Here is a 25,063-nt window from a genome sequence, read left to right as displayed (position 1 = left end):
CGGCCGACGTTCGATAAGCATGCGGAGTAATACGTAGAGTGCTGAATAATGGATCACTTAGGTTTACTTAATCACAGTGCGTAATAAGTCCAGTGTCAGTTGATGATCTAAGGCATTGATACAAGTGTATTTCTCTGATGCTTGCACGGGCAGAATTTCTAACCAGCGTTGGCAAACCCAGGCGATATCCTCAAATTGTTCTACTTGATAATGTTGAAGGTGCTGCGGGTACTCCTTGAGAATGTTTTGTAGCATTTTGCTCAAGTAACGTTCATTTTCTTGGATAGGCGATGGCGGCCAATTATCGATAAAGTTAACTTCGGCGCGCTTTAAACCATCTGGCTCGACTGCAATATCGCCGAGGGTGAAGCGTTGGTTTCCTTGAATGCTAATTCCGAGCATACCATCGGGTAAGGTTTCAAAATCGATGATATGCACGAGTGTGCCGATGGGATAAATGGTTTTGCCATCTTCCGATGTCATGCACAACCCAAAGCCGTCGCCTGATTTTAGGGATTCAGCGACTAAGCGTTTATACCTAGGTTCAAAAATGCGCAACTGAGTATATCCCTCTGGTAATAAACAGATTGGCAAAGGAAAAAGAGGTAATTTCATAGTGGCCTCAAGTGAACTTATGTCTATATCATTACGTACCATATACAGAATTTGATCAGTGTACCAAGCAATAACCGATTCATTTAAGGGGATGAGATGAAGTTAAATCCATTCGAGAAAAAGTTAGTCCAGCATCCGCTGCGTTTTTGGTTGCAAAACCATGTTGAAGCGCCATTACTGACTTCTATGATGCCCAACCCCCTTCCTTATCTACGTCACGCTCTCGAAATTGGTTGTGGTTTTGGTAACGGAGTTCAGCTGATCCGCGATCATTTTGGGGCCGAGCAAGTGACGGCCGTTGATCTTGATCCTGAGATGGTCGCCGCCGCTAAAGCGCGCTGGGATGATTCACCCCATGGGTTAAGCCAATTGGCATTCAGTGTTGCCGATGCTACTGCATTGCCTTTTGCAAATGCCCAGTTTGATGTGGTGTTCAATTTCGCCGTGTTTCACCATATTCCCGATTGGCAAGCGGCGGTTGCCGAGGTGGCAAGGGTGCTAAAACCCAACGGCTACTTTGTTATAGAGGATTTATACCACGCCGCCATTTGCAATCCCTTGAGTCGACGGTTGTTTGAGCATCCACAACAGAATCGATTTAACCATCAAGAATGGTTAACTGGACTGCGCCAAGGGGGATTTGAGATCCGCTGCGAGAGAAATCTTCTCAACCTTTCGGGCATGGTGCTGGCCCAAAAACGCATGGCATAAAGGGGATAAATTGCGGCGATAGCCGTAAGCGAATCATTTATTTATTGGGGTGATTGCGAAGGATAAAGGATTGCCGAGTGATTGTAATTTTTAGATAAAATCGACTTATCGCATGGTTCTCATGGTGAGTTTACCGCTATAATTTAGCTTAATCCGTCACTGGTGAGGAAAGCTGTTCCTCCAAAGTAGAGAAGTCGCATTATGGCAAACGTGCTTGCAACCGTAGATCAACGAACCAAACTCGTCGGTGAAAATCGGCTCGAACTACTGCTGTTTCGAATTAACTCTACCCAGTTATTTGCGATTAACGTCTTTAAAGTCAAAGAAGTCGTCAAGTTACCGCCATTAAATTCCATGCCTGGCAGTCATCCCCATATTTTTGGAGTGGCGAATATTCGCGGCATGTCGATTCCCGTGATTGATTTGCGTTCGGCTATCGGTTTTAAGCCTGTGCCTCCGGGAGATGATGCCAATATGATCATCACCGAATATAACCGCAGTGTGCAGGGTTTCTTAGTCGGTAAGGTCGAGCACATTATCAATATGACCTGGAGCGATATTATGCCGCCGCCTAAAACGGCTGGGCGAAATAATTACCTCACGGCCATCACCCGAATCGAATACCAAGGTCAGTCGCAACTGGTGTCTATCATCGATGTCGAGAAAGTATTAGCAGAAATCGTCCATTATGATATTCGTCTCTCCGAAGGGGTATTGGATGAGAGCCTGTTAGACAAGATGCCCGGTAAGAAGGTCTTGATTGTCGATGACTCTTCAACAGCAAGGCGTCAAGTGCGTGAGACCTTAGGCCAACTCGGGATTGAAATTATCGAAGCCTCCGATGGCTTGCAGGCATTGCATTTACTGCAAAAATGGCGCGATGAAGGCAAGAATGTCGCCAAGGAGCTTTTGATGATGATAACCGATGCCGAAATGCCTGAGATGGACGGCTACAAGCTGACCTACGAAGTGCGTAACGATAAGGCCATGGCAGACTTATTTATCACCTTAAATACTTCACTCAGTGGTAGTTTTAACCATGCCATGGTGGAGAAGGTCGGTTGCGACCGGTTTATTTCGAAGTTCCAGCCGGATTTGCTGGTGGAAGTGGTACAGGACAGATTGAAGCAAGTCCTCAATCAATAATGCTACTTAGCTAAATAACACCATCGAAGCAGATTGGCTGCCTTAGCAACATAACGCTATTGGCGGCTTGGTTTTTTTTAAGCTTTGCACCTGCGATTTACGCTATTCAGTCACTTCAGCTTTGACATCGGCTAGGACCTGCCGCTTCATTTCTTTGGTGGCCGCGATATGGATCCGGGCAAGCCTAAGGGCATAGTTAAATCTCTGCCGACCGACTAACCTTATCAGCTCGGCAAAAAACAGCGGATCTAAGCAAAATTGTTGACTGTAATAGTGAATTGCCGCGGGCAACGAAGTGTAAGTTACCCCATCAAACTCAAAGCGGGTACTGTCTAACTGGCATTCGAGTTCGACCCCTTCAAGTTGTATCGGCCAGCCCGGAAAGTTAATCCTGTCGCGGGCAATTTGATACATCATCCAAGCGCTTTTTTTAAAACCTTCAAACACTTTGCAGGAGAACTCAGACTCGGCTAGTTCTTCCTCCGTCCAATTAATCCCAATGGCTAAGTGCTTGGCATAAATGCTCATTAGGGCATCTTTAACCGCCACACGGCAGTCCCAAATCGAAGTTAAGGTGTGTTTTTGGGCCAGTTTTAAGCATTCGGCGCAGCAAGGGACGGCCAATGCTGGGTGGGGCGCGTGTGACTCGGCTTGATAATCCAATCGGTCTTTGCAGGGCTCGCCGCAAAACCAACAGAGGTGACGTTTATCGAAGGGAATGTCGATACAAGGGAAAGCAGACATCAAGAGCTAAATACCTCAGCCCTTGATGCCTTAAACATGCTGTTTTGGTTGATGGAATTAAACTTCTTCAACATCAACGAGATCTTTCGCCAGAACGATAGGATCTAACTCTAAGCAGTCTTCATCGGTTTGCCAATCGACACCAATCAACACACCATCATCGTTGAGATCCGATACCCAGTACTCAAGGAATTCTTCGAGGCTAATGGCCACCGCTTGGTAATCTTTCCATTCTTCGGTGCAGTGAGATTTCGCCTGTGCTTCACTCGACCATAAAGGCATGACATCAGTGTCTTCGAACTCGCCCGAGTCACAAACGACCCAGCCTTCGCCAGTTTCATCCATCAAACCCCAGAGTGTTTGATGTTCTTTTACGTTTTCGATAAAGCCAGCCAACGCCGCGTTGATTTCAGTCATGATAGGTCTCTTTGAAGTATGCTGTTAACTTGTCCATTATACGGCAACGGATAGATAGTCCAAGGGATTCTTTGCTAAGATTTTTTCGCTGTTGGTTAACTGAGCAATAAGTGAATTTATCTGGCGATTTGTGGTGATAAGCATTGTGTTAGCGGGCGCTATGGGTCAGGATGTGCCGAGCAGAGGCACCGATAATGTTTACTGATTATTGGTGAGTATCTGGCTCGATTTTCTGGGGGAGAAAATAGTTTCGTGGGTGTTTGGCCGTTGCCCTGTTTGTTGTCCCATCAACATAGCGGCAACCTGTTTATGGCTAAATATCGTATCTCTCTTGGCTCGGGGTTATCCACCTCTTGCCTCGCTCAGCTAAGATAAACTCTTAGCGCTGACTGTAGGAGTAATTGATTTGATCAAACTGAAAGGAATGTCCTATCTTGCCGCCAGTATCGCCGCGTGTGTGAGCTTAAGTGCGTGTTCGAGCGCGCCAACCTCGAGCGGTAATAGTCAAACCGCGATCGCCGAGACGCAAGCCGCCGTGCAAGAAATGCAGCTTAGTGACACCATTGCCGCCCATGCTGAGGCATTTCCTACCTGTGTGGCTAACCTACAGGAGCGCGCACGTAGTGAAGGCTTATCTGAAGCCACCATCAAGGACACAGTCGCTAGTTTGCAGTTTGTGCCTAAAGTGATTGAGCTTGACCAAGCTCAGCCCGAGTTTAGCCAAACCTTCAATAATTATTTTACCAAGCGGGCGACCGATTGGCGGGTGAATGAAGGCCGCCGTTTACTGAAAAAACACCGCGCGCTGCTCGATAAATTGGCGCAGGAATACGGTGTGCCACCACAATATATTCTGTCTTTCTGGGGACTTGAGACTAACTACGGTTCCTACAAAGGCAAAATGTCCGTGTTAGATTCTCTTGCTACCTTGGCCTGTGAGCCGCGTCGCAGTGGCTATTTTACGACTGAGCTAATGCAAGCGCTTAAGTTAAAAGAAAAATACGGCTTTGATAAGAGCACTATGGTGGGCTCTTGGGCCGGCGCCATGGGGCACACCCAGTTTATGCCCTCGGCCTATGCAAAATATGCCATCGATGGGGATGGCGACGGTAAGGCCGATTTGTGGAATAGCACCGAAGATGCACTCACCTCGGCGGCGAACTTTTTGCAGCACTTAGGCTGGCAACGCAATGAGCGTTGGGGGCGTGAAGTGATATTGCCGCGCAATTTCAGCTATGAAAACCTTGGCGCTAAACAGGCGCAGCCGCTATCCCAATGGGCGGCGCAATCCTTAGTGCAAAGTAATGGTCAGCCTTTACCCGCTATCGATATGAAGGCGGCGCTGTATTTGCCCTCGGGTCATACTGGTCCCGCGTTTTTAGGCTATGAAAATTTCAATGTGATCATGCGTTGGAACCGCTCTGAGTTTTACGCCATTACCGTTGGTCATTTGGCCGATAGAATTAATGGTGGCGAACCATTAAAAGTGGCACCGCCCGAGCAGCCACGTTTGAGTCGTGAGCAAATCAAACAGTTACAAACCAAGCTGAATGAATCAGGCTTCGATGTCGGTAAACCCGATGGCGTACTTGGGCGTAACTCTTCGGCGGGGATCCAAGCATTCCAGCGCAGTAAGAATATGATTGCCGACGGTTTCCCAAGCCCTGAAGTCTTTAGCGCATTGGGGATTTCACTCTAAAGTCTTTACGTAGTGTCGTACTGCCTGCGAATGTTGCCGCAAGTGGCCTGTGGTTTACTCAACTCATGCCACTTTAGACGCTGTGCTTGCTGATCCGCAGCCGCTTAAGCTTTGGTGGTGTATCGCAGGGATAAAACAGTGGAGTGCAAAGGCCAGTTTTGTTAAGCTCGGCCGACATTTGAAATCGAAGCAAATCAAAGGATATTCGATGAGCATTAAAGACGATATGGTTGTGCAGTTTAACTACACTCTGCGCGACGAAAAAGGCGAAGTGATCGAGACGAACGAAGGTCGCGAGCCGATTGCTTACTTACACGGCCATGACAACATGATGCCAGGTGTTGAGAATGCAATTAATGGTAAAGCGATTGGTGAAAAGTTCACTGTTACTCTGCCATGCACTGAAACCTATGGTCAACGTATCGAAGGTGAAGCGGCGCAGCAACGTGTGTCTGTGAAGCACCTGTTAGGCGCTAGCGTGTGGAAACCAGGCATGACGGCTGTGGTTCACACTGATCAGGGTCAACGTCAAGTGACTATCGTCAAAGTGGGTAAGTTTATGGCAACTGTGGATGTTAACCATCCATTAGCGGGCCGTGACTTAACCTTCGATATCGAAGTGGTTGGCGCCCGTGATGCGACCGATGAAGAAATCGCCCACGGTCATGCCCACGGTGTAGGCGGTCACCACCACTAATCTGTGTGGTTCTCCCATCAATATTCTGCTACAGCAGGGGTGCTCGGGAGTAATGACCAGATAAGTAAACAAAAGCCCAAACCTAGGTTTGGGCTTTTTTGTGCGCTAATACTTTGGTTTGCAATCCATGTTTGTAATCAAAGTCTCGCAACCACAGTTTCGTAATCAAAATCTCTCAATCAAGGTCGTGGCTTTTGTGTATAGGATTCACCGCTAAACTTATGCCCACTTTTCATGGCGAGGCTTGAGCACAGGCTTTCTGCGCCCAATCCCAAACATGCACACCGCTTAATGAACATGCTCCATCGGTTTATCACTAAACATCATATCGAGACTCGCTTGGGTCTGTGGGTGGTAACCACTGCGGGCCGCCAGGTAAACGGTTTTTGCCCAGTCATAGTGCTCGCTGCTCGCCAGTTTTTGATACAAAGGCACAATCAGCCTGCGGCGGCCAATATCGGTTAAATGTTGTTTCAGTGCCGGTAAGACACTGTAGTAACCGTTATCGAGGGCGAGGGCATACCAAGCAAAGGCGATTTCATTATTGTGCGTGCCAGTAAAATGAAAGGCCTTATCTAACTCGGCTAATTGCTGCTCAGTGAGATTTAGCCTCGGCATTTCATTAATAAAGCGTAGCCATTGATGCACTGTCCAGCCCTGAGTGTTCAGAGCGCTGGCGGCACGTTTGCCTTCTAACCACGCTTGGCGCTGGGCATCGATATCATCGAAGGCGTGTGAGTTGGGTGGCACTAAAAAGCTGGGTAAACCTTGTCCCTCCACCCAAGTATCCACTTCGGACTCGCTGACGATATTGGGATATTTCTGTAATAACTGCTGCGTGAGGTAATTGCGGAACTGCTCCGTGGTAATGCTTTGAAACGCAAAGTGATCGAAGTAGCATTTCACGAAGGTGTCGAACCGCTCACGGCCAAATTTTTGCTCGAGGAAGCGCAAAAATAATTGTCCTTTCACATAGGGGACGCCGCTAAAGGCATCGTCGGGATCGCGCTCGCCTAAGTCAATATGCAGTACAGAATCGCCGGCGGGCAACTCGGCTAATTCGACCAATAGCTCAGAGTAACCAATGGTTTGCTCCATCAGGGCGCGGTCGCGGCCATAGAGATCTTCCATAATGCGGTTTTCCACATAAGTGGTAAAACCTTCGTTAAGCCAGAGATCGCGCCAGGTGGCGTTAGTGACTAAATTGCCCGACCAAGAATGGGCCAGCTCGTGGGCGATTAAACTCACTAAGCTTTTATCTCCCGCGATGACTGTGGGGGTAATAAAGGATAATCGCGGATTTTCCATCCCGCCGAAGGGAAAACTCGGCGGAAGGATCAGTAAATCGTATCGACCCCAACGGTAATCGCCGTAGCGTTTGGCGGCGATGGCAATCATCTCCGGCGTATCGGCAAATTCTTTGCTGGCCTTGGCAAGCATTTCGGGCTCGGCCCAAATGCCTGAGGTGTCGTCTAAGGCGGCAAATTGCAGGTGTCCCGCGGCAATGGCAATCAAGTAAGCAGGAATCGCCTGCGGCATAGTGAATTGGGTTTGCGTCGCAGACACGCTCTCTCGGTCGGCACTCATGACGACGCTAATGCCTTGCTTGGCTGTAACGGTGGCGCTGTAGGTTTGGCGCACAGCGGGCGTATCTTGCAGTGGGATCCAGCTTCTGGCATGGATGGCTTGGCTTTGACTAAACATAAATGGCCATTGCTTACCTTGGGTTTGCTCTGGGGTAAGCCATTGAATGCCTGATGGATTCTTGGATGTATGATAATTAACTTTGACTTTGGCGACTCGCTCGTGAGGCAGATTGATGGTGAGCGCTGCACCTTTGACCTTATCGGCCGCACCTAAACTAAAAGGCACGGATTGCCATTGGCCGTTTGCATCTAACATGCTGACACTGTTAATCGTAAGGTCACGGGTATCGAGCACTAGTACTTTTCCGGCCTGATGCCAATCCAGCTCGAGAATCGCATCCCCCGCGAGTTGCTGCTGCGCAAAATCTACCTTTAATGCCAATGCGATGTGATGAATGCTCACTTGCTGGTAATTGGCAAAGGTCAGCTCATCGGTGACAGAGTGCATTTGGCTGGCGGCGACACTTGCCAGGCTGGTATTCGGTAAGGTATTGGCCGCATTGGCATACTGTACTAATGGCAGCAGCATCACGAGTGCGCTGCTAATGAGGGTACGACGGGATAAAAACATATAACCACCCAGTGTTGTGATTCTTGTTATGGTGTAAAACGCGCTAGCCTCGAGCGGCTTATCATCGCTGATGCGGGATTTTACTCGAACTGCTTTGGTTTGGGGCAATTTAGCTGACACTAAAATGTAATTAAACTTTATCTAGACTCTCGAATTGCCTTGCTAAAACGCAGGGTTAACAGCCTATGCCGAGTGCGCAGGACTTGAGGTAAGCGAATTCAATACCGAGCGATGTAGATTTGCTGTCGATGTGTAAATCTAAGCTTTTTCAACCTATGGTGTGTCTGTCATCAGCGGTAATGCGAGTTTAAAAGTTCATCCTTAGCGATATAACTTTGCTATTATGGCGCGTTTTAAGAGTGGTTCATCACGAGAGCGGAATTGCTATGCTAGTGGAATTTTCTCAGGGTAAGTTGATTGCCACTGAATTTGAAGTGCAGATCCGGCTGAACATGGCCAATGTGGTGCTTCAAGCCGCGGCCGAAGACATCAGCCTTAGGCAGGAGCCGCCGATGATCATCGCCAATGGCGGCGGCGTGCGTTGGAGCATTAAATTAGATAACACCAACCAGCTCGATGCATTGCAAGCTCTCCTTGGTATTGATTATCTGTAAAGCGCTCGCAGGGCGAGCATAATAACTTTTGATTTATAAAGGATTTGTCAGTATGACACTTGAACGTATTGTGATTGAGCCTCAAGTTGAGGCGACGGCTGCGGTGATTTGGTTACACGGTTTAGGGGACTCGGGCGCAGGGTTTGCACCTGTGGTTCCAGCATTAGGCTTGCCAGCGGGACACAGCATTCGCTTTATCTTCCCCCATGCGCCAGAGCAAGCGGTGACCATCAACGGCGGTTACATTATGCGCGCTTGGTATGACATTAAAAGCATGGATTTGCACGATAGAGCCGATATGCAGGGCGTGATGGCCTCGGAGCTGAGTGTACAGGCCTTGATTGACGAACAAATCGCCGCGGGGATCCCCAGTGAGCGCATCGTCTTAGCCGGATTTAGCCAAGGCGGGGTGATGAGCTTATTTACAGGATTACGTTATCCTCAAAAACTCGCTGGCATTATGGCACTCTCCTGTTATTTACCGACGGGTGATGTATTACCCAGCCAATTAAGTGCAGCCAATGCGAAAACGCCTATTTTACATCAGCACGGTGAACAGGATGATGTAGTGCCACTATCCGCAGGTTTATTAGCGAAAGATGCGTTAATGGCCGGAGGATATTCGGTGCAATGGCAAACCTACCCGATGCTGCATTCGGTTATCCCGGTACAATTGAAAGCAATAAGCACTTGGTTACAACAGTGTTTTGAAATGTAGAAAAATCTAAATGCCGATAAAAACACCATGCGGTAAATTAAATTTTGGTTGCATGGTGTTTTATATAGAGAACAATCCATTATATTGCCAGTGCTATCTAAGTTGCTTAAATTAAAGCGTTAAATCTTTTCTTTTTAAATACCTTCCCCATTAAATTGTTAAATAAAAAATAAGTCGTTTAGCTTATTTTTTATTTGAAACAAATCTGTCTTAAAACTCATTAAAGATCCCACATTAAAGTCACGTTTATTAATAAAAATGACACAATTCGTCTTTATTCTTTGTTATTATGCGTGGCGCGAGAGTCGATGGTACTCGCACAATCTATCTATGATAAAATAATTAAAATCAAGGGGTTGATGTAATGACAAATAAGCTTATTAAAGGATTAATTGCGACTGCAGTGCTTGCTGCGCTAGCAGGTTGTAATAGTGATGATGATAATACTAAAGTACCAACAACCTGTGCCGAAGCGGGCAGCGCTTGTAAAACATTTACCGTATTACACACCAACGATAACCATGGCCGTTTCTGGGAAAACAGTGATGGCGAATATGGTATGGCGGCTCGTAAAGCCCTAGTCGATCAAATTCGCGCTGAAGTCAGCAAGAATGGCGGCCAAACATTATTATTATCTGGCGGTGATATTAACACTGGCGTACCAGAATCTGATTTACAAGATGCGATTCCTGACTTTACTGGTATGAACAAAATTGGTTACGACGCAATGGCAGTCGGTAACCATGAATTCGATAACCCATTATCTGTTTTAGATATGCAGCGTCGTTTAGCCGAATTCCCAATGCTGGCGGCAAACATTTACCGTAAAAACGCTGAGGGTGGTCAAGGTGAACGTTATTTCGAGCCTTACAAAGTGTTCGATATTAACGGTCTTAAAGTGGCTGTGATTGGTTTAACCACCGAAGACACTGCAAAAATCGGTAACCCAGAATTTATCAGCGATTTGATTTTCACCGATCCTAAAGTGGAAGTGGCGAAAGTTATCAAAGAAATTAAAGACGCCAAAGCGGCTGATGTGATCTTCGCAACGACTCATATGGGTCACTATGCCGACGGTCAAAACGGTAGCAACGCCCCAGGCGATGTGGCAATGGCGCGTGCGTTAAATAAAGGCGACTTACAAGTTGTTATCGGTGGTCACTCACAAAACCCAGTGTGTATGGAACCGGGTACTGACAACAAGTCTTACGCCGACTTCAAACCTGGTGATGATTGCGCGCCAGACCAACAAAACGGCACTTGGATCATGCAAGCCCACGAATGGGGTAAGTATGTTGGCCGTGCGGATTTCGAATACTTCAATGGCGAACTGCACTTAGCTAGCTACAAGCTGATCCCTGTGAACATGCGTAAGCTGGACGAAGCAGGCAAGAAAACCACTGAGCTGGCTGGCACTAAGATTGAGCCAGATGCTGAGTTAAAAGAGCTGCTGTCTTACTACCAAGAGAAAGGCCAAGCTAAGTTAGACGAAGTGATTGCGACTACCGATGCGTTGCTCGACGGTGAACGTGCAAACGTACGTAACAAGCAAACCAACTTAGGCCGCATGTTAGCCATGGCGCAAAGCGGTAAAGTGTCTGCTGACTTTGGTGTAATGAACTCAGGTGGTGTGCGCGCTTCTATTCAAGCTGGCGACATTACTTACCGTGACGTGCTGACGGTTCAACCTTTCGGCAACATGGTGACCCTGAACGAAATGACAGGTACTGAAGTCGCGGCTTACTTAGGCGCTGTGGGCAGTATCCAAATCGGTTCGGGTGGTTATGCGCAGATCACTGGCGTGAAAATGACCATCGACTGTGTGGCCAAGACGGCTAATATCAGCGAAATCAACGGCAAAGAGTTCAGCGCAACCGCAAACTATAAGTTCACCGTTCCTAGCTTTAACGCTGCAGGTGGTGACGGTTATCCAAAACTGGCTAGCCCAATCCAAACGGGTTATGTGGATGCGGACTTACTCTATTCATTCCTGAAAGAGAAACAAGCTATCGTTGCTGCAGACTACAACCCAGTGGGCGACATTGTTTACGAAAACTCAAACAGTGTTGAAGGCTGTAAGCTGTAATCTTTAAGATATATGTTTATAGCTAATTTTTGATCCAATAATGCCACTCTTTTGAGTGGCATTATTATTTATATCTCGTCTCTTTCAGTGTTAAGCACTCATTAATATTGAAACTCAATTATTAAATAGATACACCTTGTATCAATTGTTGATAAATTTTCAAAAATAAGTTATTTAAAACATTTTATTATCAATAAGCGGCTGCCTGTATCGCATTGATAATAATGATGATGTTTTTATTAGCATACATAACTTATTGTTTATTATCGTTTTAGTGTGGTCTTTTCTCTCCAGTATATATTCTACATGTATCAATTTGTTCTTTGTTGTTATTTTTCATTGCGCAATTTATTAATTGTTAACAATATTGATACGCCAAGGAAACTTGCAAATTAACAAAAATAACAACAAGTCAGGTTTAATTTATTAAACCTCTAGGAGAGATATATGCACCATTTAACGTTAGCAGCTAAAGCTGTACGCGCTAGTATTATCACTATGGGTTCTGCCAGTGTTTTATTTTCAGGCATGACAATTGCGGCAGAGGAAAATGCTAAAGTTGAACGTATAGAAGTGACTGGTTCACGTATTAAACAGGTGGATATGGAAACTGTTTCGCCTGTTACTGTGATTAATGCGGCAGATATTGCCATGACGGGTGAGAAAACCGTAGCGGATGTTTTAAATAACTCGGCGATAAATAGTTTTGGTTCATGGCGTGGCATTTCAGGATATGGTTCGGGGGCGAGTTCAACGAGCAATGTTAACCTTCGTGGCTTAGGCTCATCGGCAACACTTGTGTTGCTTGATGGTCGGCGCATGCCAGGCACTAGCTCAAGCTCAGGCTCGGTTGCCGATACCTCTTCTATCCCAATGGCGATTGTTGAACGCATCGAAATTCTGCGTGATGGTGCTTCTGCGGTTTATGGTTCTGATGCAGTGGCTGGTGTAATCAATATTATTACGAAGAAAGAATTTGATGGCCTGCAATTAGATTACAGCACTGAGCAACCGAGAGTTGAAGGTGGTGATGCTAATCGCTTGTCGATTGCAACGGGCTATAACACCGATAAAGGTAATATTACCTTGACCTATGAATATTATGATACCAAAGCGGTAATGGATCGTGATATTTGGAATATGGATGATCCGAGTTATTCGGCTTACAGTGGTTTTAGTTCTGTGCCTAATGGCAGTTCGGCATCGGGTTGGTATAGCAATTCAGAAATTTGTGAGCAAACTGAAAATACCGTAGATACAACCGATGGCAATAATGTTGGTCGTTGTTTATATAACCATGGCAACGTGACTAAATTATTTGGTGACCAAACTCGTAACTCTATTTTATCGAACTTTTCCTATGAAATTACTGACACGATTCAATTCCGCGGCCGCGCATCAGCCTCGTTAGCAGAAACTGAAACCCGTTACGCCGGAACGCCAGTATCGACTAATTATCCGGTTATGAGCGCTGATAATAAATTTAATCCACTAGGGGAGGATATGACGCTTTATATGCGCTCCGCTCAAATTGGTGAGCGCGATACCTTAACTGAAACAAATAATGTCGATATTTTAGGTGGCTTTGTCGGTACCCTTGATTTCGGTAATGGTATTGATTGGGAACTAAATGCACAGCATTCCCGCTCGACCACGAATTCATTTAATTATAATTTGATTAACGATGAAATTGTTCAACAAGGGATAGATTCTGAACAATACGATATTTTTAATACCTCGGGTATGAGTTACCAACAATGGAACCAGCAAATGACCGAGCTGTATCGCAAAGCGGCTCATACAGGTGTGTATCAAGGTAAGTTTGAGAGTACGCAACTCGATGGTTTAGCCTCAACACTGCTAGTCGATAACGGCGATGTCTCTGTTGCTATGGTCGGTGGGCTTGAGTATGAAATGATCAAATTCAAGCAGACCAGTGATCCTGAATCCGCATCGGGCATTATTTCGGGTGGCTCTGGTGGTGATGACGTAGATGCTGAACGTGATCGCTCGGCGGCTTATTTAGAATTCCAAGTCGGATTACCAGCTAATGTTGAGTTGTCGGCTGCGGTTCGCTATGAACGCTATGAACAGGAAGGTTCGCTCACGGGGGCTCAGGGTCAAGTGGTTAATTCATCGACCTTCGATGCTGTGGTACCTAAGTTTGGGTTAAGTTGGCGTCCTGTTGATAGCCTATTATTGCGGGCAAGTTATGGGGATTCTTTCCGCGCACCAAATATGAGTGAAATGTTCTCATCTCAATCGTTAAGTTTTGAAAAGGCTGTCGATTCCCTGTGGTGTAATGAGCCAGGTAACGTTGATGCCGTTTACTGTGCGACCAATAACCAGCACAAAACCTGGTACGGCGGTAATCCTGACCTTGAGGCAGAGGAGGGCAATTCGCTGACTTTAGGTGGAGTCTGGAATGTCACCGATGATTGGAACGTTGAGTTATCTTATTTTTCAATTACCTATGACAATAAGATTGAATCTGTCGATGTAGATGACATCCTGCGTGATGAAATCAAGAATGGCTCGTCACCTTATATTCACCGTGGTGCCGATGGCAAGATTGAATATATCGAAGCGGGCGTTCGTAACTTAGCCTCGGTTGAAACCTCGGGTATCGATTTTGTAACCGCCTATAACCTTGAAACGGCAATAGGTGACTTTAACTTCAAAGTCGATCTGACCCATGTTCTTGACTTTAAAAAGCAAGATAATGCCGAAGCCGAGATGATTGATTACGCGGGCGTGACAGATACACCCGATTGGCGTGGTAACTTTGCGACGAGCTGGAAATATGAAGATTTTTCAGCAGCGTGGACTGTTGTGTATATAGGTAGTCAATCGGCCGATTACTACAATACCTTGGAAGAGACCGATCGTTACGTCGATTATTCTAGCTACTTCAAACACAATATCCAGTTTGCTTATAGCCATGCTTACAACGGCACAATCACGGTTGGGGTCAATAATCTGTTCGATGCCGATGCACCTAACTACTACACCTATGCCGATTATCGCGATGTAAACGTCGGCCTCTATGATGTATTAGGTCGTACTTATTATCTGAGAATTAATCAGAAGTTTTAAGTTATCCCTCTCCCTGGATAACCCAAACCTCCGCTTGCGGAGGTTTTTTTGCTTATAGATTATTGAGTTATTAGCTAGGGCGTGTTGACGTTTCGAGATTAAATTTTGTTCATTCTGGCAAGCTCGCGCTCGCGAAACGAGGAATGACGTGTGACAAAGAGAGCAACCTTGCCAGAAGAACCCTTCGGGCAGTGTTTGGCTGGCGTTTCTGCTACGTTATCGTCCGTTTATGTAGAATAACTACACCGCGCGGACTTTGCCTTGCATAAACGCCAGCCAAGTTGCTGTAAAAGTAACCATTAAACGTCAACATGCCCTAGTGACTCAGGCGCAGTTCATGCCTATGTTCATGCTGATAATGTTCAGCACAGCTGCTGCAGCGTTGTTCTGTGGGATCTTGGTTTAAGCGCTCGGCTTCGATTTCAGTTTCACAATCGGAGCAGAGGCCGTACAGACCTAAGTCGAGTTGACAGGAGGCAGCATCGAGGCGGTTTAAACGGCAAAATAGTGGATGCTCTGCGAGGTGGCTCTGTGCCAAGCGGTCGATAAGTTCGCCTAGGGTGAGGTTGGCATAATCCGCCCCAAGTATTTCTATAAACTGAGGGAGCGCGCCGATTTCCTTCCTTAGATTAGCTTCAAGCTCTGACAATTCTTGTCTGATATGGGTGGTGCTCACGTAAAATCGCCTGTTTTATCTGACTCTGGACATTCAGTCTAATAGTTCCACTATCAGCGACTATGATAAAGATCAAGTATCTGTACGATTTATAGGGATTAAGTGGTGGTTTACCTAAAAATTCACCACTTTTTTATGGGATTATCCTGTGAGCGTTGAGCCCTTATTGATTAAGGCGTAGCTGCGCCTCTTCTAGCACTCGCACAATTTCCTCTGTGGTTTTATAGATGCGTAGCTCCCTAAACAGGGTGTCCGCCTCGGGGTATTGGCGATTGAGATAACTAAACCACTGCTTAATTCGCGCCGGATAATAATCACTCTTACGGCCGCTCAGCTCGCGTTGGGTGTAGCTGAGCATCAAACCTAAGGTGTCGGCCCAGCGATAAGGCGCCGCGCCAGTCTTAATCGTGTCGGCAAGATTAGGCAGCGAAATCGCGCCGCGGCCTATCATAATGCTGTCGCAGCCCGTCACCGCCATACAACGCTCGGCATCTTCGCGGTTCCAAATCTCACCATTAGCAATCACTGGAATGGGCAAACGCTCGCGCACTTCGGTAATGTATTCCCAGTAGGCGGGCGGTTTGTAACCATCGACCTTACTGCGGGCATGGATAGCCAGTTCTGTCGCGCCCGCTTCATAAACGGCCAGCGCATTTTCCATAAACAGGGATTTGTCTTCGTAGCCTAAACGAATTTTCGCCGTCACCGGATGCTCGGCGGGCACGGCTTGGCGCATGGCACGCACAATATCGTGAATCGTATTAGGGTATTGCAGCAACACCGCGCCGCCATTACTGCGGTTCACCATCTTAGCGGGGCAACCAAAGTTTGCATCGACGCCGTGGGAGCCAAGCTCAATCGCGCGCATCGCGTTTTCGGCCATGCAGTTGGGCTCTTGCCCTAAAAGCTGTACACGAACCGGCGTGCCCGAGGGGGTAAAGCCGCCATTGAGCAGTTCGGGGCAGAGTTTGAGAAACACTTTTTCGGGTAAGAGTTGGTCAACCACGCGCACAAATTCGGTGACGAGCAAATCGTAGGGGTTAATTGAAGACAAAATATCTCGCATTAAGTCGTCAACCACGCCTTCCATCGGAGCCAAAATTACGCGCACTGCAACAAACCCATATCCAGTTTCAAAGGGCGTGCATTCTATCCTATTGGACTGTGGTTACAAAGCATTGCGAGGGAAGGGTAAGAGCTGTTTTTGGGGATTTATGCGACTAAATTCTGTTTCCTATCAGCATATTTTGATTATTTCTGTGATTTAGTGATATTTTTTGAAATGAAACCGAGATGGGGCGGGTCTTTTGCAGTAAGCCAGCTACAACACTGTTGTTGGCCACCATTCATCAAATAAAAGGAAGAAATATATGAAGTCAGTTAAGCAAACAGCCGTTGCAGTTGCGTTAGGTACAGTGGTGGTCGGTTCTGCGTTTGCCGTGAATGCGCAAACCAACCCATTCGGATTTGAAACCATGGAAGCGGGTTATCAAATCGTCGGTTCAGAAGGTAAATGCGGCGAAGCTAAATGTGGTGGCGATATGAAAAAAGCCGCAGCCGAAAAAGCCAAAGAAGGTAAATGTGGCGAAGCCAAATGTGGTGCCGACATGAAGAAAGCCGCTGCTGATAAAGCCCACGAAGGCAAATGCGGTGAAGCTAAATGTGGCGCCGATATGAAAAAAGCCGCAGCCGATAAAGCCCACGAAGGTAAATGTGGTGAAGCTAAATGCGGTGGCGATATGAAGAAAACCGCTGAAAAAGTCGAAGCTAAGGCCGACGCAGTCAAAAAAGAGATGAAATAAGCACGAGTCGATACTATCGAGCTTCAGCTCTACACTTGGCCAGCCTCAGCTGGCCTTTGTTTAGCAGCATTCGAGTGTGGGCTTGCCAGAACGAAAAGGTAATCTCGACAAGCCCTAGGTGAGAGGTGAAAGCAATGCAAGAGAGTGGACTGGTTGGATTAGGCTTAAGGCGTGAAATGCTCAGTGAGTTTTGCCAAGCGCTGCCAACGGCTATCGATTTTTTAGAGGTCGCCCCTGAAAACTGGATGACGCTCGGTGGAAAATACGGCAAGCAATTTAGGCAGCTTACTGAGCAACATACTTTTTTCTGCCATGGTCTATCACTCTCTATCGGCAGTCCTGCCCCCTTAGATTTGGAATTTGTCCGCCAAGTGAAGGCGTTTATGGATCTGCACCAAATTGAAGTCTATTCGGAGCATTTAAGTTATTGCTCGGGTGGCGGTCATTTATACGATCTCATGCCCATTCCCTTTACCTATGACGCCGTTAAGCATGTGGCAACGCGGGTAAAACAGGTGGAGGATATTTTAGAGCGGCCTTTGATCCTCGAGAATATTTCCTTTTATGCCGCGCCGAGCGCACAGATGAGTGAGCAGGCATTTTTGACCGCAGTGTTAGAAGAGGCCGACTGTAAGCTGCTGTTAGATGTTAATAATATCTATGTGAATTCGATAAATCATCAATACGATGCCGAGGCTTATTTAAAGGCCATGCCAACGGAGCGCATCGCCTATTTGCATATCGCAGGGCATTACCAACAGTCTGAAACCTTGCTGATCGACACCCATGGCAGCGACATCAACGATCCGGTTTGGGCATTGTTGGATAAGTGCTATGCCCAGCATGGTGTCTTGCCGACACTGCTGGAACGTGACTTTAATCTGCCTGAAACGGTGCAGTTATTGGATGAGATTAATCAAATCCATGCCTATCAAGCGCGGGCGAAAAATCGTTTAGACAAGAGGATTGCCTGATGGATTTTACGCAAGTACAGCAGTCTTTTATCGATTATATTCGCGATCCACAAAACCCAGTGCCGAGCGGTGTGCCCTTAGAGCGGATGCAGGTTTATCGAGAGCTGTTTTTTAATAATGTGATGGGTTTTGTCTCTAATGCTTTTCCCGTTCTTAAAAGTCTTTATAGCGATGCACAGTGGCAAGCCTTAGTGCAGGCTTTTTTCAGTCAACACGATTGTAAGTCCCCAATTTTTATTGATATTGCCGGAGAATTTTTGCAATTCCTGCAATTTGAATATTCACCAGCAGAAAGTGATCCGTCTTTTATGTTGGAGCTGGCGCACTATGAATGGCTCGAGCTGCGAGTGGCGACGGCGCAACAAGTTGACCAGCAAGAGAGACTGTCCAGCGCAGATATTTTGCAGCGTTATTTGTGTTTAGCGGCAACGGCGAGTGTGGCCCAGTACCAATATCCGGTGCAGCAGATCCGCCAAGATTATCGCCCGACAGCGCCGCTGCCGCAGCCAGTGTTTTTTTGCCTCTATCAGGATGAGGCGGGCGAGGTGGGCTTCTTACAATTAACGCCGTTAAGTGCGCAAGTGCTGGGATATTTGGTAGAACAAGGACAGAGTTGCCTCGATGACATACTGAACTGGTTGCAAGGGATTTATCCGCAAATGCAACCAGAGATGTTAACCCAAGGCTGTATTCAGTTACTCGAACAACTGGCCGTTAAAGGGATAGTGCGCGGGATTTAAGCTGCATGCTGCCAAAATCAGCAAAATAAATGCAATAACCTTACATAAAAAGGGTTTTTGTTGATTTGACAAACCGCTACAATGGCGCCCGTTTTGTGATCTTAATCACTGTACGATTCCTGCGCACTTATCTTTGCACACATTTGAGGAGCTGTAATGAGCAGTCAGCCATTTAAAGACCCATTTAACTTTATGTATTTTATTGGTTTTATTTTAGTCTTACTGTTGCCGACGCTACCAGCAAGCCTGACTTGGTTAAAGCAATTAGGCTTAATTTAAGCAGGTTTTAATCTCAAATTGAGTATACTACTGGCCACTCTTAGAGTGGCTTTTGTTTTTCAGGTTTGAGGCATCTACATACTATGATCATTTACAAACTATGATATTGAAACGCGGTTTGTTTTTATTGATAGGTTGCTTGGCGTTAGGCCTTGGACTGCTGGGTATTGTATTGCCTCTACTACCGACTGTGCCGTTTATTCTATTGGCGGCTTTTTGTTTTGCCCGCTCAAGCGAGCGCTTACACCAGTGGTTGATGACACACCCTTGGTTTGCCGATGCGCTGACCCAATGGCAACAACACAGGGCGATGCGCCCCGGCCTTAAACGCCGAGCGATGTTGCTCACGGGACTCAGTTTTAGCATTAGCATTTTGGTGGTCCCGATTGTATGGGTGAAGTTGCTGCTGCTCACCATGGCTTGCGGATTACTTTGGTATCTTAAAACCATTCCTGAAATCGAATCCTAAGCACATTTGATCTAAGGCACAAATTGGTAACCAATTCGTCACTTGAATACGCTGCTTATTGCAACTCAAACCAAAGCGGCATAAGCTTTGTGCGAATTATTAAAGCTCGTCCACACTCGCTGTGGACGTTTTGTTTTTACCGCCAGCAGTTACGCGTGGCGAAATGATTAAGTTAATTAAATGGCTATGAATACAGAAACCTTATCCTTGATAAAGCAAAGCATTAAAACGATTCCTAATTATCCTAAGGAAGGGATTCTATTTCGCGATGTGACCAGTCTGCTGGAAAATGCCGCGGCCTATAAAGCGACTATCGATTTATTAGTTGAGCAATATCGCAATAAAGGCTTTACCAAGATTGTGGGCACCGAAGCCCGTGGTTTCTTGTTTGGTGCGCCTTTAGCTCTGGAATTAGGCATTGGTTTTGTGCCTGTACGTAAGCCAGGTAAGTTACCACGTGCGACCATTAGCCAAAGCTATGAGCTGGAATATGGCCACGATAGTCTTGAAATCCATACCGATGCGATTACCGCGAATGACAAAGTGTTGGTGGTTGACGATTTGCTGGCCACTGGCGGTACTATCGAAGCCACAGTCAAACTTATCCGCCAACTGGGTGGTGAAGTACAAGATGCGGCCTTTGTGATTTCATTACCCGATCTCGGTGGCGAAGCCCGTTTAACTGCCTTAGGTCTTGAGTTGGTTAAACTTTGTGAGTTTGAAGGCGAATAATTCTTCAGCCAAAGGCGCCTAGGGATAGTTTAATGGCATGTCGTTAATTGACATGTTATCTTGCAACTATCTCGGGGCGCGATCCCCTTTTTTGTACCAACATTCTTGTCATGCACATTGGGGAGTTCCATGTCATATCAGGTGTTAGCCAGAAAATGGCGCCCTGCCACATTCGAACAGATGGTCGGCCAAAGCCACGTGTTGCACGCGCTCACGAATGCGTTAACGCAACAACGTTTACACCATGCTTATCTTTTTACGGGTACACGCGGTGTGGGCAAGACCAGTTTGGCGCGCCTCTTCGCCAAAGGCCTCAACTGTGAAAAGGGCGTAACGGCATCCCCCTGTGGTGTGTGTGGCAGCTGTGTCGAAATTGCCCAAGGCCGCTTTGTTGACTTGATCGAAGTCGATGCCGCCTCGCGTACTAAAGTCGATGACACCCGTGAACTCTTAGATAATGTGCAATATCGTCCGACCCGTGGCCGTTTTAAGGTCTACCTGATTGACGAAGTGCACATGCTCTCCCGCAGCAGTTTTAATGCGCTGCTAAAAACCCTCGAAGAACCGCCAGAGCATGTGAAATTTTTACTGGCGACGACCGATCCGCAAAAGCTGCCGGTGACTGTGTTATCCCGCTGTCTGCAATTTAATTTAAAGAGCTTAACCCAGCAGGAAATTGGCACTCAGCTACAGCATATTTTAACCCAAGAGCAATTGCCCTTTGAGCACGAAGCCTTAACTCTGCTCGCCAAAGCGGCCAATGGCAGTATGCGTGATGCCTTAAGTTTGACCGATCAGGCCATTGCCTTTGGTGGTGGCACGGTAATGCTCAATCAAGTGCAATCTATGCTGGGCAGCATCGATGAGCAGCATGTGCTGCGCTTACTCAAAGCCTTAACCGATGCCGATATTGGCGTCTTGATGCAAAGCTGCGCACAGGTGCTCGCCTATGGCGCGGACGCCCAAGAAGTGCTGCGCAGTTTACTGGAATTATTGCATCAAATTACCCTGACTCAATTTGCACCTGCTGCGGCGCAGCAATCCCTTTATAGCGCACAAATTCAAGCCTTTGCCGAGCAGTTAGCGCCTGAACAAGTGCAGTTGTATTACCAGATTTTACTGACTGGCCGTAAAGACTTACCCCATGCGCCGGATCCTAAATCGGGCCTCGAAATGGCGTTACTGCGTGCGGTGGCATTTGTTCCCGAAAAGCCAGTAAAACGTTGGCAGGTTGAAGATGCTGCTAAGGTGAGCTTGCCAGCTCAGCAGCCTTCGACCATACCTGCTGCGACAGAGCAGGCAGTGAATAGGGTGGAAAATCAGGCAGAGGCTGAAAAAAAAACTCCGTTAACTTCCACCGTTGACTCACAACCCGCGGCAACGGAAGCGGTTCAGTCTGGGTTTATGTCAGAACCAAGTGTTGCAGACCCCACGCTTCCTCAGCCCGAGATCTCTAAGGCTTCTCAAGCTTCACAAGCGTTAGTAGCCGAAGCCGCGCAGCAGCTTTTATCCGATGAAGATGTATCAGCAGTCGATGGAGATGATACAGCTGGTGAAGAGTCAGCACTCAACGCGGCATTGATTGCCGAGCAGCAAGTGATCTTAAGCCAAGCCCAAAGCCAAGGTTTTGGCGCAAGTACCGAGGTGGTATCGAGTACTGAAGCCGTCTTAATTTCAGAATCAAGCCCTAATTCAAAAACTGACGCAAGCTCTGAATCAAGCCCTGAACCGAGCTCTGTTTCTACGCCTGTATCGAATCTTGATGCTGAGCATAATCAAGCTGCAATGATGGATTCCGCTAGTATTGCTCAGAAGCCTTCTGCTGCGGCATTAACAGCAACTGTTGCCTTATCTTATGATGATGCCGAGGAAAATATTCAAGCGGGTGCTAATCAGAGTACAGATGCGCTAGCGTCAGATGAATATTCTGCAGAGGATTACGGACAATACGATTATGCCGCCGCGCCGCTCGATGCCTATCAGGATGATTATTCGCAATTTATGGTTGAGGAGCAGGGCAGATTCTCTGGCATGGAAGATAGCTCGTTGATGAGCGACAGTATTCAGTCTATCGACCATAGTGATGTTGTGCATGAGCCCGCTGCTGCGGCCCCCAAATCGCAGTCTTTTGCCGACAATTCAGTTTCAACAACTCCTCCGGTTTCAACAGCTACTGTGTCCCTCGAGGATGACGATATTTTATCGGCGGTATTAGCGGCGCGAGACTCCTTGTTATCCGATCTTGATGCGCTTAGCACCAAGGAAGGTGATGGAAAAAAGCTGGCAACGGAAGTTAAGGTTAAAACCCCGAGCCAGAACGTGCATACTGCGCCAGCAACTAAAGCGTCTGCCAGTACACCTTCAGAGACGAAAACCGCCAGTGGTGAGGCCGAGAATGATTTTGAGCTGCCCTTTGACGATGATTTTGAGATCGAGAGCCTTTTTGAAGCTCAGGCAGGAGTAATAAACGCTTCACTACCCGCTCATGTTGCGCCTGCGCCACATCCGCAGTTCGATCCCAATGATCGTCCGCCATGGGAGGAGGCGCCAGTGGATACTCTAGCCGATGTCGAACCCGTAGCAACTTCTTATCAAGGGAGTGAAACCGCGCGCGCGCCGCAAGTCAGCCAGACACCACAGCCAATTATCGCGCCTCAAGAGCCTGAATTGGCGACTGGAATTGCGCATTCTGCCTCAATTCCTACTCTGCCTACTGATACCGGGGCGGCTAATACCAAGACGGCTAATAGTGAAGAGACTCGGGTTGAGCAAGCGATAGCGCCTCATCCACAAAGAGATACGGCGGCGCAGCCCGTGACTCAAACCCAGACCCCGCCACAGTCAAGCGAGGAGACGCAACAATCTGCACCATCCACAGCATTAACCTTGGCGCAATCGATTACCGGTCATCCTTTAGACTTGCACTGGTATAAGCTCATGGCGAGCCTAGAGATTGGCGGCCGTGTGCGACAGTTGGCGGTAAACTCGATTTGTCAGCTGCAGGCTAACCCTTTGCCTTTGTTGCTAAAACCTGATCAAAAACACTTGTCGGCGCCAGTAGCAATTGAGCAGCTGGAGCAAGCATTGACGGCCGCATTGGGGAACCCAAGGCAAGTCGAGGTGGTCATAGGAATCGATCCCACACGGGAAACGCCCTTAGAGCTACGTAAGCGGTTCCATCAAGAGTTGCTGCAACAGGCGCGTCAATCCCTGATGATGGACGATAATGTACAGTGGCTGATTAACCGATTTGGGGCCGAGCTTGATCAGGACACTTTGGTTTATCCGCCAGAATTGTTAGCTCAGCGTAGTGGGCTCATTCCCGCACTGCCTGAGCCAGAGTGACACATAATTCCTGCATATCGAGCAGAGAGTGGCTGAGTTTGCTTAAAAACTCGCTATCAAGATCATAAGTTTAGCGATGGGATAACGGCATTGATTGCCAATCCCATTTATTTCAGTAAGATTAGCCAGCTTAAAAGCTTGCGACTAACCCTAATAGAAGAGAAATGACTATGTTTGGAAAAGGCGGTATGGGCAATCTGATGAAACAAGCCCAGATGATGCAAGAAAGAATGGCAAAAATGCAGGAAGAAATTGCCCGCATGGAAATGGTCGGTGAGTCAGGTGCGGGTCTGGTTAAAGTGACCATGACTGGCGCACACACAGTACGTAAAGTCGAAATCGATCCAAGCTTAATGGAAGACGATAAAGAAATGCTGGAAGATTTGATCGCGGCAGCCTGTAACGATGCTGCACGTCGTATCGAAGAGAATCAAAAAGCTAAAATGGCCGAAGTGACTGGCGGTATGCAATTACCACCAGGCATGAAAATGCCATTTTAATTGAGATAGACAATGAAATTTAGTCCACTGCTTGACGAGTTAATTCAGTCCCTGCGCTGTTTGCCTGGGGTTGGGCCGAAATCGGCTCAACGTATGGCGTTTCAATTGCTTGAGCGCGATAGAAAGGCCGGGCTTAAATTAGCCTCGGCGCTGTCGAGTGCCATGAGCGATATCGGTCATTGTCAGTCTTGTCGAACCTACACTGAAGAAAGCCTCTGTCCGATTTGTGCTAGCCATAAACGCGGCTCCTCGTCGACGATTTGTGTGGTCGAAACACCGGCCGATGTATTAGCCATTGAAGCGGGTGGACATTTTTCTGGTCGCTACTTTGTATTGCTCGGTCATTTATCCCCCCTCGATGGGGTGGGGCCTGAAGAGTTAGGCTTGGCGCTATTAGAGCGTCACTTAGCCTCGGGCGATGTTGCCGAGCTTATCCTCGCGACCAATCCAACGGTAGAAGGTGAGGCCACCGCCCACTTTATTGCCGATATGGCACGGCGCCATAAGGTGGTGATCAGCCGCATCGCCCACGGTGTTCCCGTGGGTGGCGAGCTGGAATATGTCGACAGCACCACCTTAGCACTGTCCTTCAATGGGCGTATCCCGCTGTAGCGAGCGATGGCCTAAAGAGTAAACCCGCCAGCCCTGTGCTCGCGGGTTTTTATTTTATGGCGTGTTTTTTGCGACAGGCGGCTTGTTTGCCGCCATCTAGTTTTCGCGTTTATCATTGCTTGCTCGGGATCATCATTGTAATAGCTGTTATTTCGGCCTGATACTGCCTTATTT

At 47.3% G+C, this 25,063-nt stretch carries 23 protein-coding genes; 17 read left to right on the top strand and 6 right to left on the bottom strand.

What is annotated here, in order from left to right; translation table 11 throughout:
- Window positions 1–63 precede the first annotated feature (63 nt).
- Window positions 64–615 carry an LON peptidase substrate-binding domain-containing protein gene (locus tag SHEWMR4_RS11950; RefSeq protein ID WP_011623035.1) on the bottom strand — a complete coding sequence of 184 codons (552 nt, stop codon included), beginning with the start codon at window positions 613–615 and terminating at the stop codon, window positions 64–66.
- A gap of 96 nt (window positions 616–711) precedes the next feature.
- Here SHEWMR4_RS11950 and SHEWMR4_RS11945 point away from each other — a divergent pair, with 96 nt between their 5' ends.
- The gene (locus SHEWMR4_RS11945) at window positions 712–1,326 is read left to right on the top strand and encodes a class I SAM-dependent methyltransferase (protein WP_011623034.1); all 615 of its coding nucleotides are present in this window, start codon (window positions 712–714) and stop codon (window positions 1,324–1,326) included.
- Window positions 1,327–1,527: 201 nt separating this feature from the next.
- Complete coding sequence (locus tag SHEWMR4_RS11940; protein WP_011623033.1) at window positions 1,528–2,472, top strand: chemotaxis protein CheV; 945 nt, start codon at window positions 1,528–1,530, stop codon at window positions 2,470–2,472.
- A gap of 102 nt (window positions 2,473–2,574) precedes the next feature.
- Here the strand turns inward: SHEWMR4_RS11940 and SHEWMR4_RS11935 are convergent, their stop codons facing one another.
- Both SHEWMR4_RS11935 and SHEWMR4_RS11930 read right to left on the bottom strand, forming a co-directional pair.
- The gene (locus SHEWMR4_RS11935; protein WP_011623032.1) at window positions 2,575–3,216 is read right to left on the bottom strand and encodes a hypothetical protein; all 642 of its coding nucleotides are present in this window, start codon (window positions 3,214–3,216) and stop codon (window positions 2,575–2,577) included.
- 57 nt (window positions 3,217–3,273) lie between these two features.
- Complete coding sequence (locus SHEWMR4_RS11930) at window positions 3,274–3,633, bottom strand: DUF2750 domain-containing protein (protein ID WP_011623031.1); 360 nt, start codon at window positions 3,631–3,633, stop codon at window positions 3,274–3,276.
- A gap of 424 nt (window positions 3,634–4,057) precedes the next feature.
- Between SHEWMR4_RS11930 and SHEWMR4_RS11925 the strand changes: the two genes are divergently transcribed.
- Both SHEWMR4_RS11925 and SHEWMR4_RS11920 read left to right on the top strand, forming a co-directional pair.
- Window positions 4,058–5,332 carry a lytic murein transglycosylase gene (locus SHEWMR4_RS11925; protein ID WP_011623030.1) on the top strand — a complete coding sequence of 425 codons (1,275 nt, stop codon included), beginning with the start codon at window positions 4,058–4,060 and terminating at the stop codon, window positions 5,330–5,332.
- 208 nt (window positions 5,333–5,540) lie between these two features.
- Window positions 5,541–6,029, top strand: coding sequence for an FKBP-type peptidyl-prolyl cis-trans isomerase (locus tag SHEWMR4_RS11920; RefSeq protein WP_011623029.1), 489 nt, complete (start codon window positions 5,541–5,543; stop codon window positions 6,027–6,029).
- A gap of 288 nt (window positions 6,030–6,317) precedes the next feature.
- Here the strand turns inward: SHEWMR4_RS11920 and SHEWMR4_RS11915 are convergent, their stop codons facing one another.
- On the bottom strand, window positions 6,318–8,246 hold the full coding sequence (locus tag SHEWMR4_RS11915) for a M1 family metallopeptidase (RefSeq protein WP_011623028.1): 1,929 nt from the start codon (window positions 8,244–8,246) through the stop codon (window positions 6,318–6,320).
- A gap of 386 nt (window positions 8,247–8,632) precedes the next feature.
- Between SHEWMR4_RS11915 and SHEWMR4_RS11910 the strand changes: the two genes are divergently transcribed.
- From SHEWMR4_RS11910 to SHEWMR4_RS11895, 4 genes are all read left to right on the top strand, one after another.
- Window positions 8,633–8,860 carry a DUF3389 domain-containing protein gene (locus SHEWMR4_RS11910; RefSeq protein ID WP_011623027.1) on the top strand — a complete coding sequence of 76 codons (228 nt, stop codon included), beginning with the start codon at window positions 8,633–8,635 and terminating at the stop codon, window positions 8,858–8,860.
- Window positions 8,861–8,912: 52 nt separating this feature from the next.
- On the top strand, window positions 8,913–9,578 hold the full coding sequence (locus SHEWMR4_RS11905) for an alpha/beta hydrolase (protein ID WP_011623026.1): 666 nt from the start codon (window positions 8,913–8,915) through the stop codon (window positions 9,576–9,578).
- A gap of 364 nt (window positions 9,579–9,942) precedes the next feature.
- Complete coding sequence (ushA, locus tag SHEWMR4_RS11900; protein ID WP_011623025.1) at window positions 9,943–11,664, top strand: bifunctional UDP-sugar hydrolase/5'-nucleotidase UshA; 1,722 nt, start codon at window positions 9,943–9,945, stop codon at window positions 11,662–11,664.
- 447 nt (window positions 11,665–12,111) lie between these two features.
- A complete protein-coding gene (locus tag SHEWMR4_RS11895; protein WP_011623024.1) occupies window positions 12,112–14,760 on the top strand; it encodes a TonB-dependent receptor in 2,649 nt (882 codons plus the stop codon).
- A gap of 316 nt (window positions 14,761–15,076) precedes the next feature.
- On the opposite strand, the gene SHEWMR4_RS11890 is transcribed toward SHEWMR4_RS11895, so the two are convergent.
- Together SHEWMR4_RS11890 and SHEWMR4_RS11885 are read right to left on the bottom strand one after the other, a co-directional pair.
- Window positions 15,077–15,436 carry a TraR/DksA C4-type zinc finger protein gene (locus tag SHEWMR4_RS11890; RefSeq protein ID WP_011623023.1) on the bottom strand — a complete coding sequence of 120 codons (360 nt, stop codon included), beginning with the start codon at window positions 15,434–15,436 and terminating at the stop codon, window positions 15,077–15,079.
- Between the two features lie 163 nt (window positions 15,437–15,599).
- A complete protein-coding gene (locus SHEWMR4_RS11885) occupies window positions 15,600–16,547 on the bottom strand; it encodes a tRNA-dihydrouridine synthase (RefSeq protein ID WP_011623022.1) in 948 nt (315 codons plus the stop codon).
- Window positions 16,548–16,806: 259 nt separating this feature from the next.
- Between SHEWMR4_RS11885 and SHEWMR4_RS11880 the strand changes: the two genes are divergently transcribed.
- The 9 genes from SHEWMR4_RS11880 (at window position 16,807) to recR (ending at window position 24,889) form a co-directional block, all read left to right on the top strand.
- Window positions 16,807–17,238 carry a hypothetical protein gene (locus SHEWMR4_RS11880; protein WP_011623021.1) on the top strand — a complete coding sequence of 144 codons (432 nt, stop codon included), beginning with the start codon at window positions 16,807–16,809 and terminating at the stop codon, window positions 17,236–17,238.
- Between the two features lie 134 nt (window positions 17,239–17,372).
- The gene (locus SHEWMR4_RS11875) at window positions 17,373–18,212 is read left to right on the top strand and encodes a DUF692 domain-containing protein (protein WP_011623020.1); all 840 of its coding nucleotides are present in this window, start codon (window positions 17,373–17,375) and stop codon (window positions 18,210–18,212) included.
- Window positions 18,212–18,952, top strand: coding sequence for a DUF2063 domain-containing protein (locus tag SHEWMR4_RS11870; RefSeq protein WP_011623019.1), 741 nt, complete (start codon window positions 18,212–18,214; stop codon window positions 18,950–18,952). Before SHEWMR4_RS11875 ends, SHEWMR4_RS11870 begins: the two co-directional genes overlap by 1 nt.
- A gap of 156 nt (window positions 18,953–19,108) precedes the next feature.
- On the top strand, window positions 19,109–19,231 hold the full coding sequence (locus SHEWMR4_RS21195; RefSeq protein ID WP_011623018.1) for a hypothetical protein: 123 nt from the start codon (window positions 19,109–19,111) through the stop codon (window positions 19,229–19,231).
- A gap of 100 nt (window positions 19,232–19,331) precedes the next feature.
- A complete protein-coding gene (locus SHEWMR4_RS11860; RefSeq protein WP_011623017.1) occupies window positions 19,332–19,700 on the top strand; it encodes a YbaN family protein in 369 nt (122 codons plus the stop codon).
- Between the two features lie 180 nt (window positions 19,701–19,880).
- Window positions 19,881–20,432, top strand: coding sequence for an adenine phosphoribosyltransferase (gene apt / locus SHEWMR4_RS11855; RefSeq protein WP_011623016.1), 552 nt, complete (start codon window positions 19,881–19,883; stop codon window positions 20,430–20,432).
- A gap of 129 nt (window positions 20,433–20,561) precedes the next feature.
- Window positions 20,562–23,777, top strand: a complete 3,216-nt coding sequence (gene dnaX / locus SHEWMR4_RS11850; protein ID WP_011623015.1) for a DNA polymerase III subunit gamma/tau — start codon at window positions 20,562–20,564, stop codon at window positions 23,775–23,777.
- Between the two features lie 170 nt (window positions 23,778–23,947).
- Window positions 23,948–24,277, top strand: a complete 330-nt coding sequence (locus SHEWMR4_RS11845) for a YbaB/EbfC family nucleoid-associated protein (protein ID WP_041409075.1) — start codon at window positions 23,948–23,950, stop codon at window positions 24,275–24,277.
- A 12-nt stretch (window positions 24,278–24,289) separates the two neighbouring features.
- Window positions 24,290–24,889 (top strand): recombination mediator RecR, encoded by a 600-nt coding sequence (gene recR, locus SHEWMR4_RS11840; protein ID WP_011623013.1) that lies wholly within the window; start codon window positions 24,290–24,292, stop codon window positions 24,887–24,889.
- Window positions 24,890–25,063: the final 174 nt, after the last annotated feature.

The sequence above is a fragment of the Shewanella sp. MR-4 genome (assembly GCF_000014685.1).
Classification (GTDB): Bacteria; Pseudomonadota; Gammaproteobacteria; order Enterobacterales; family Shewanellaceae; genus Shewanella.
This window is presented reverse-complemented; position numbering and strand designations above follow the sequence as displayed.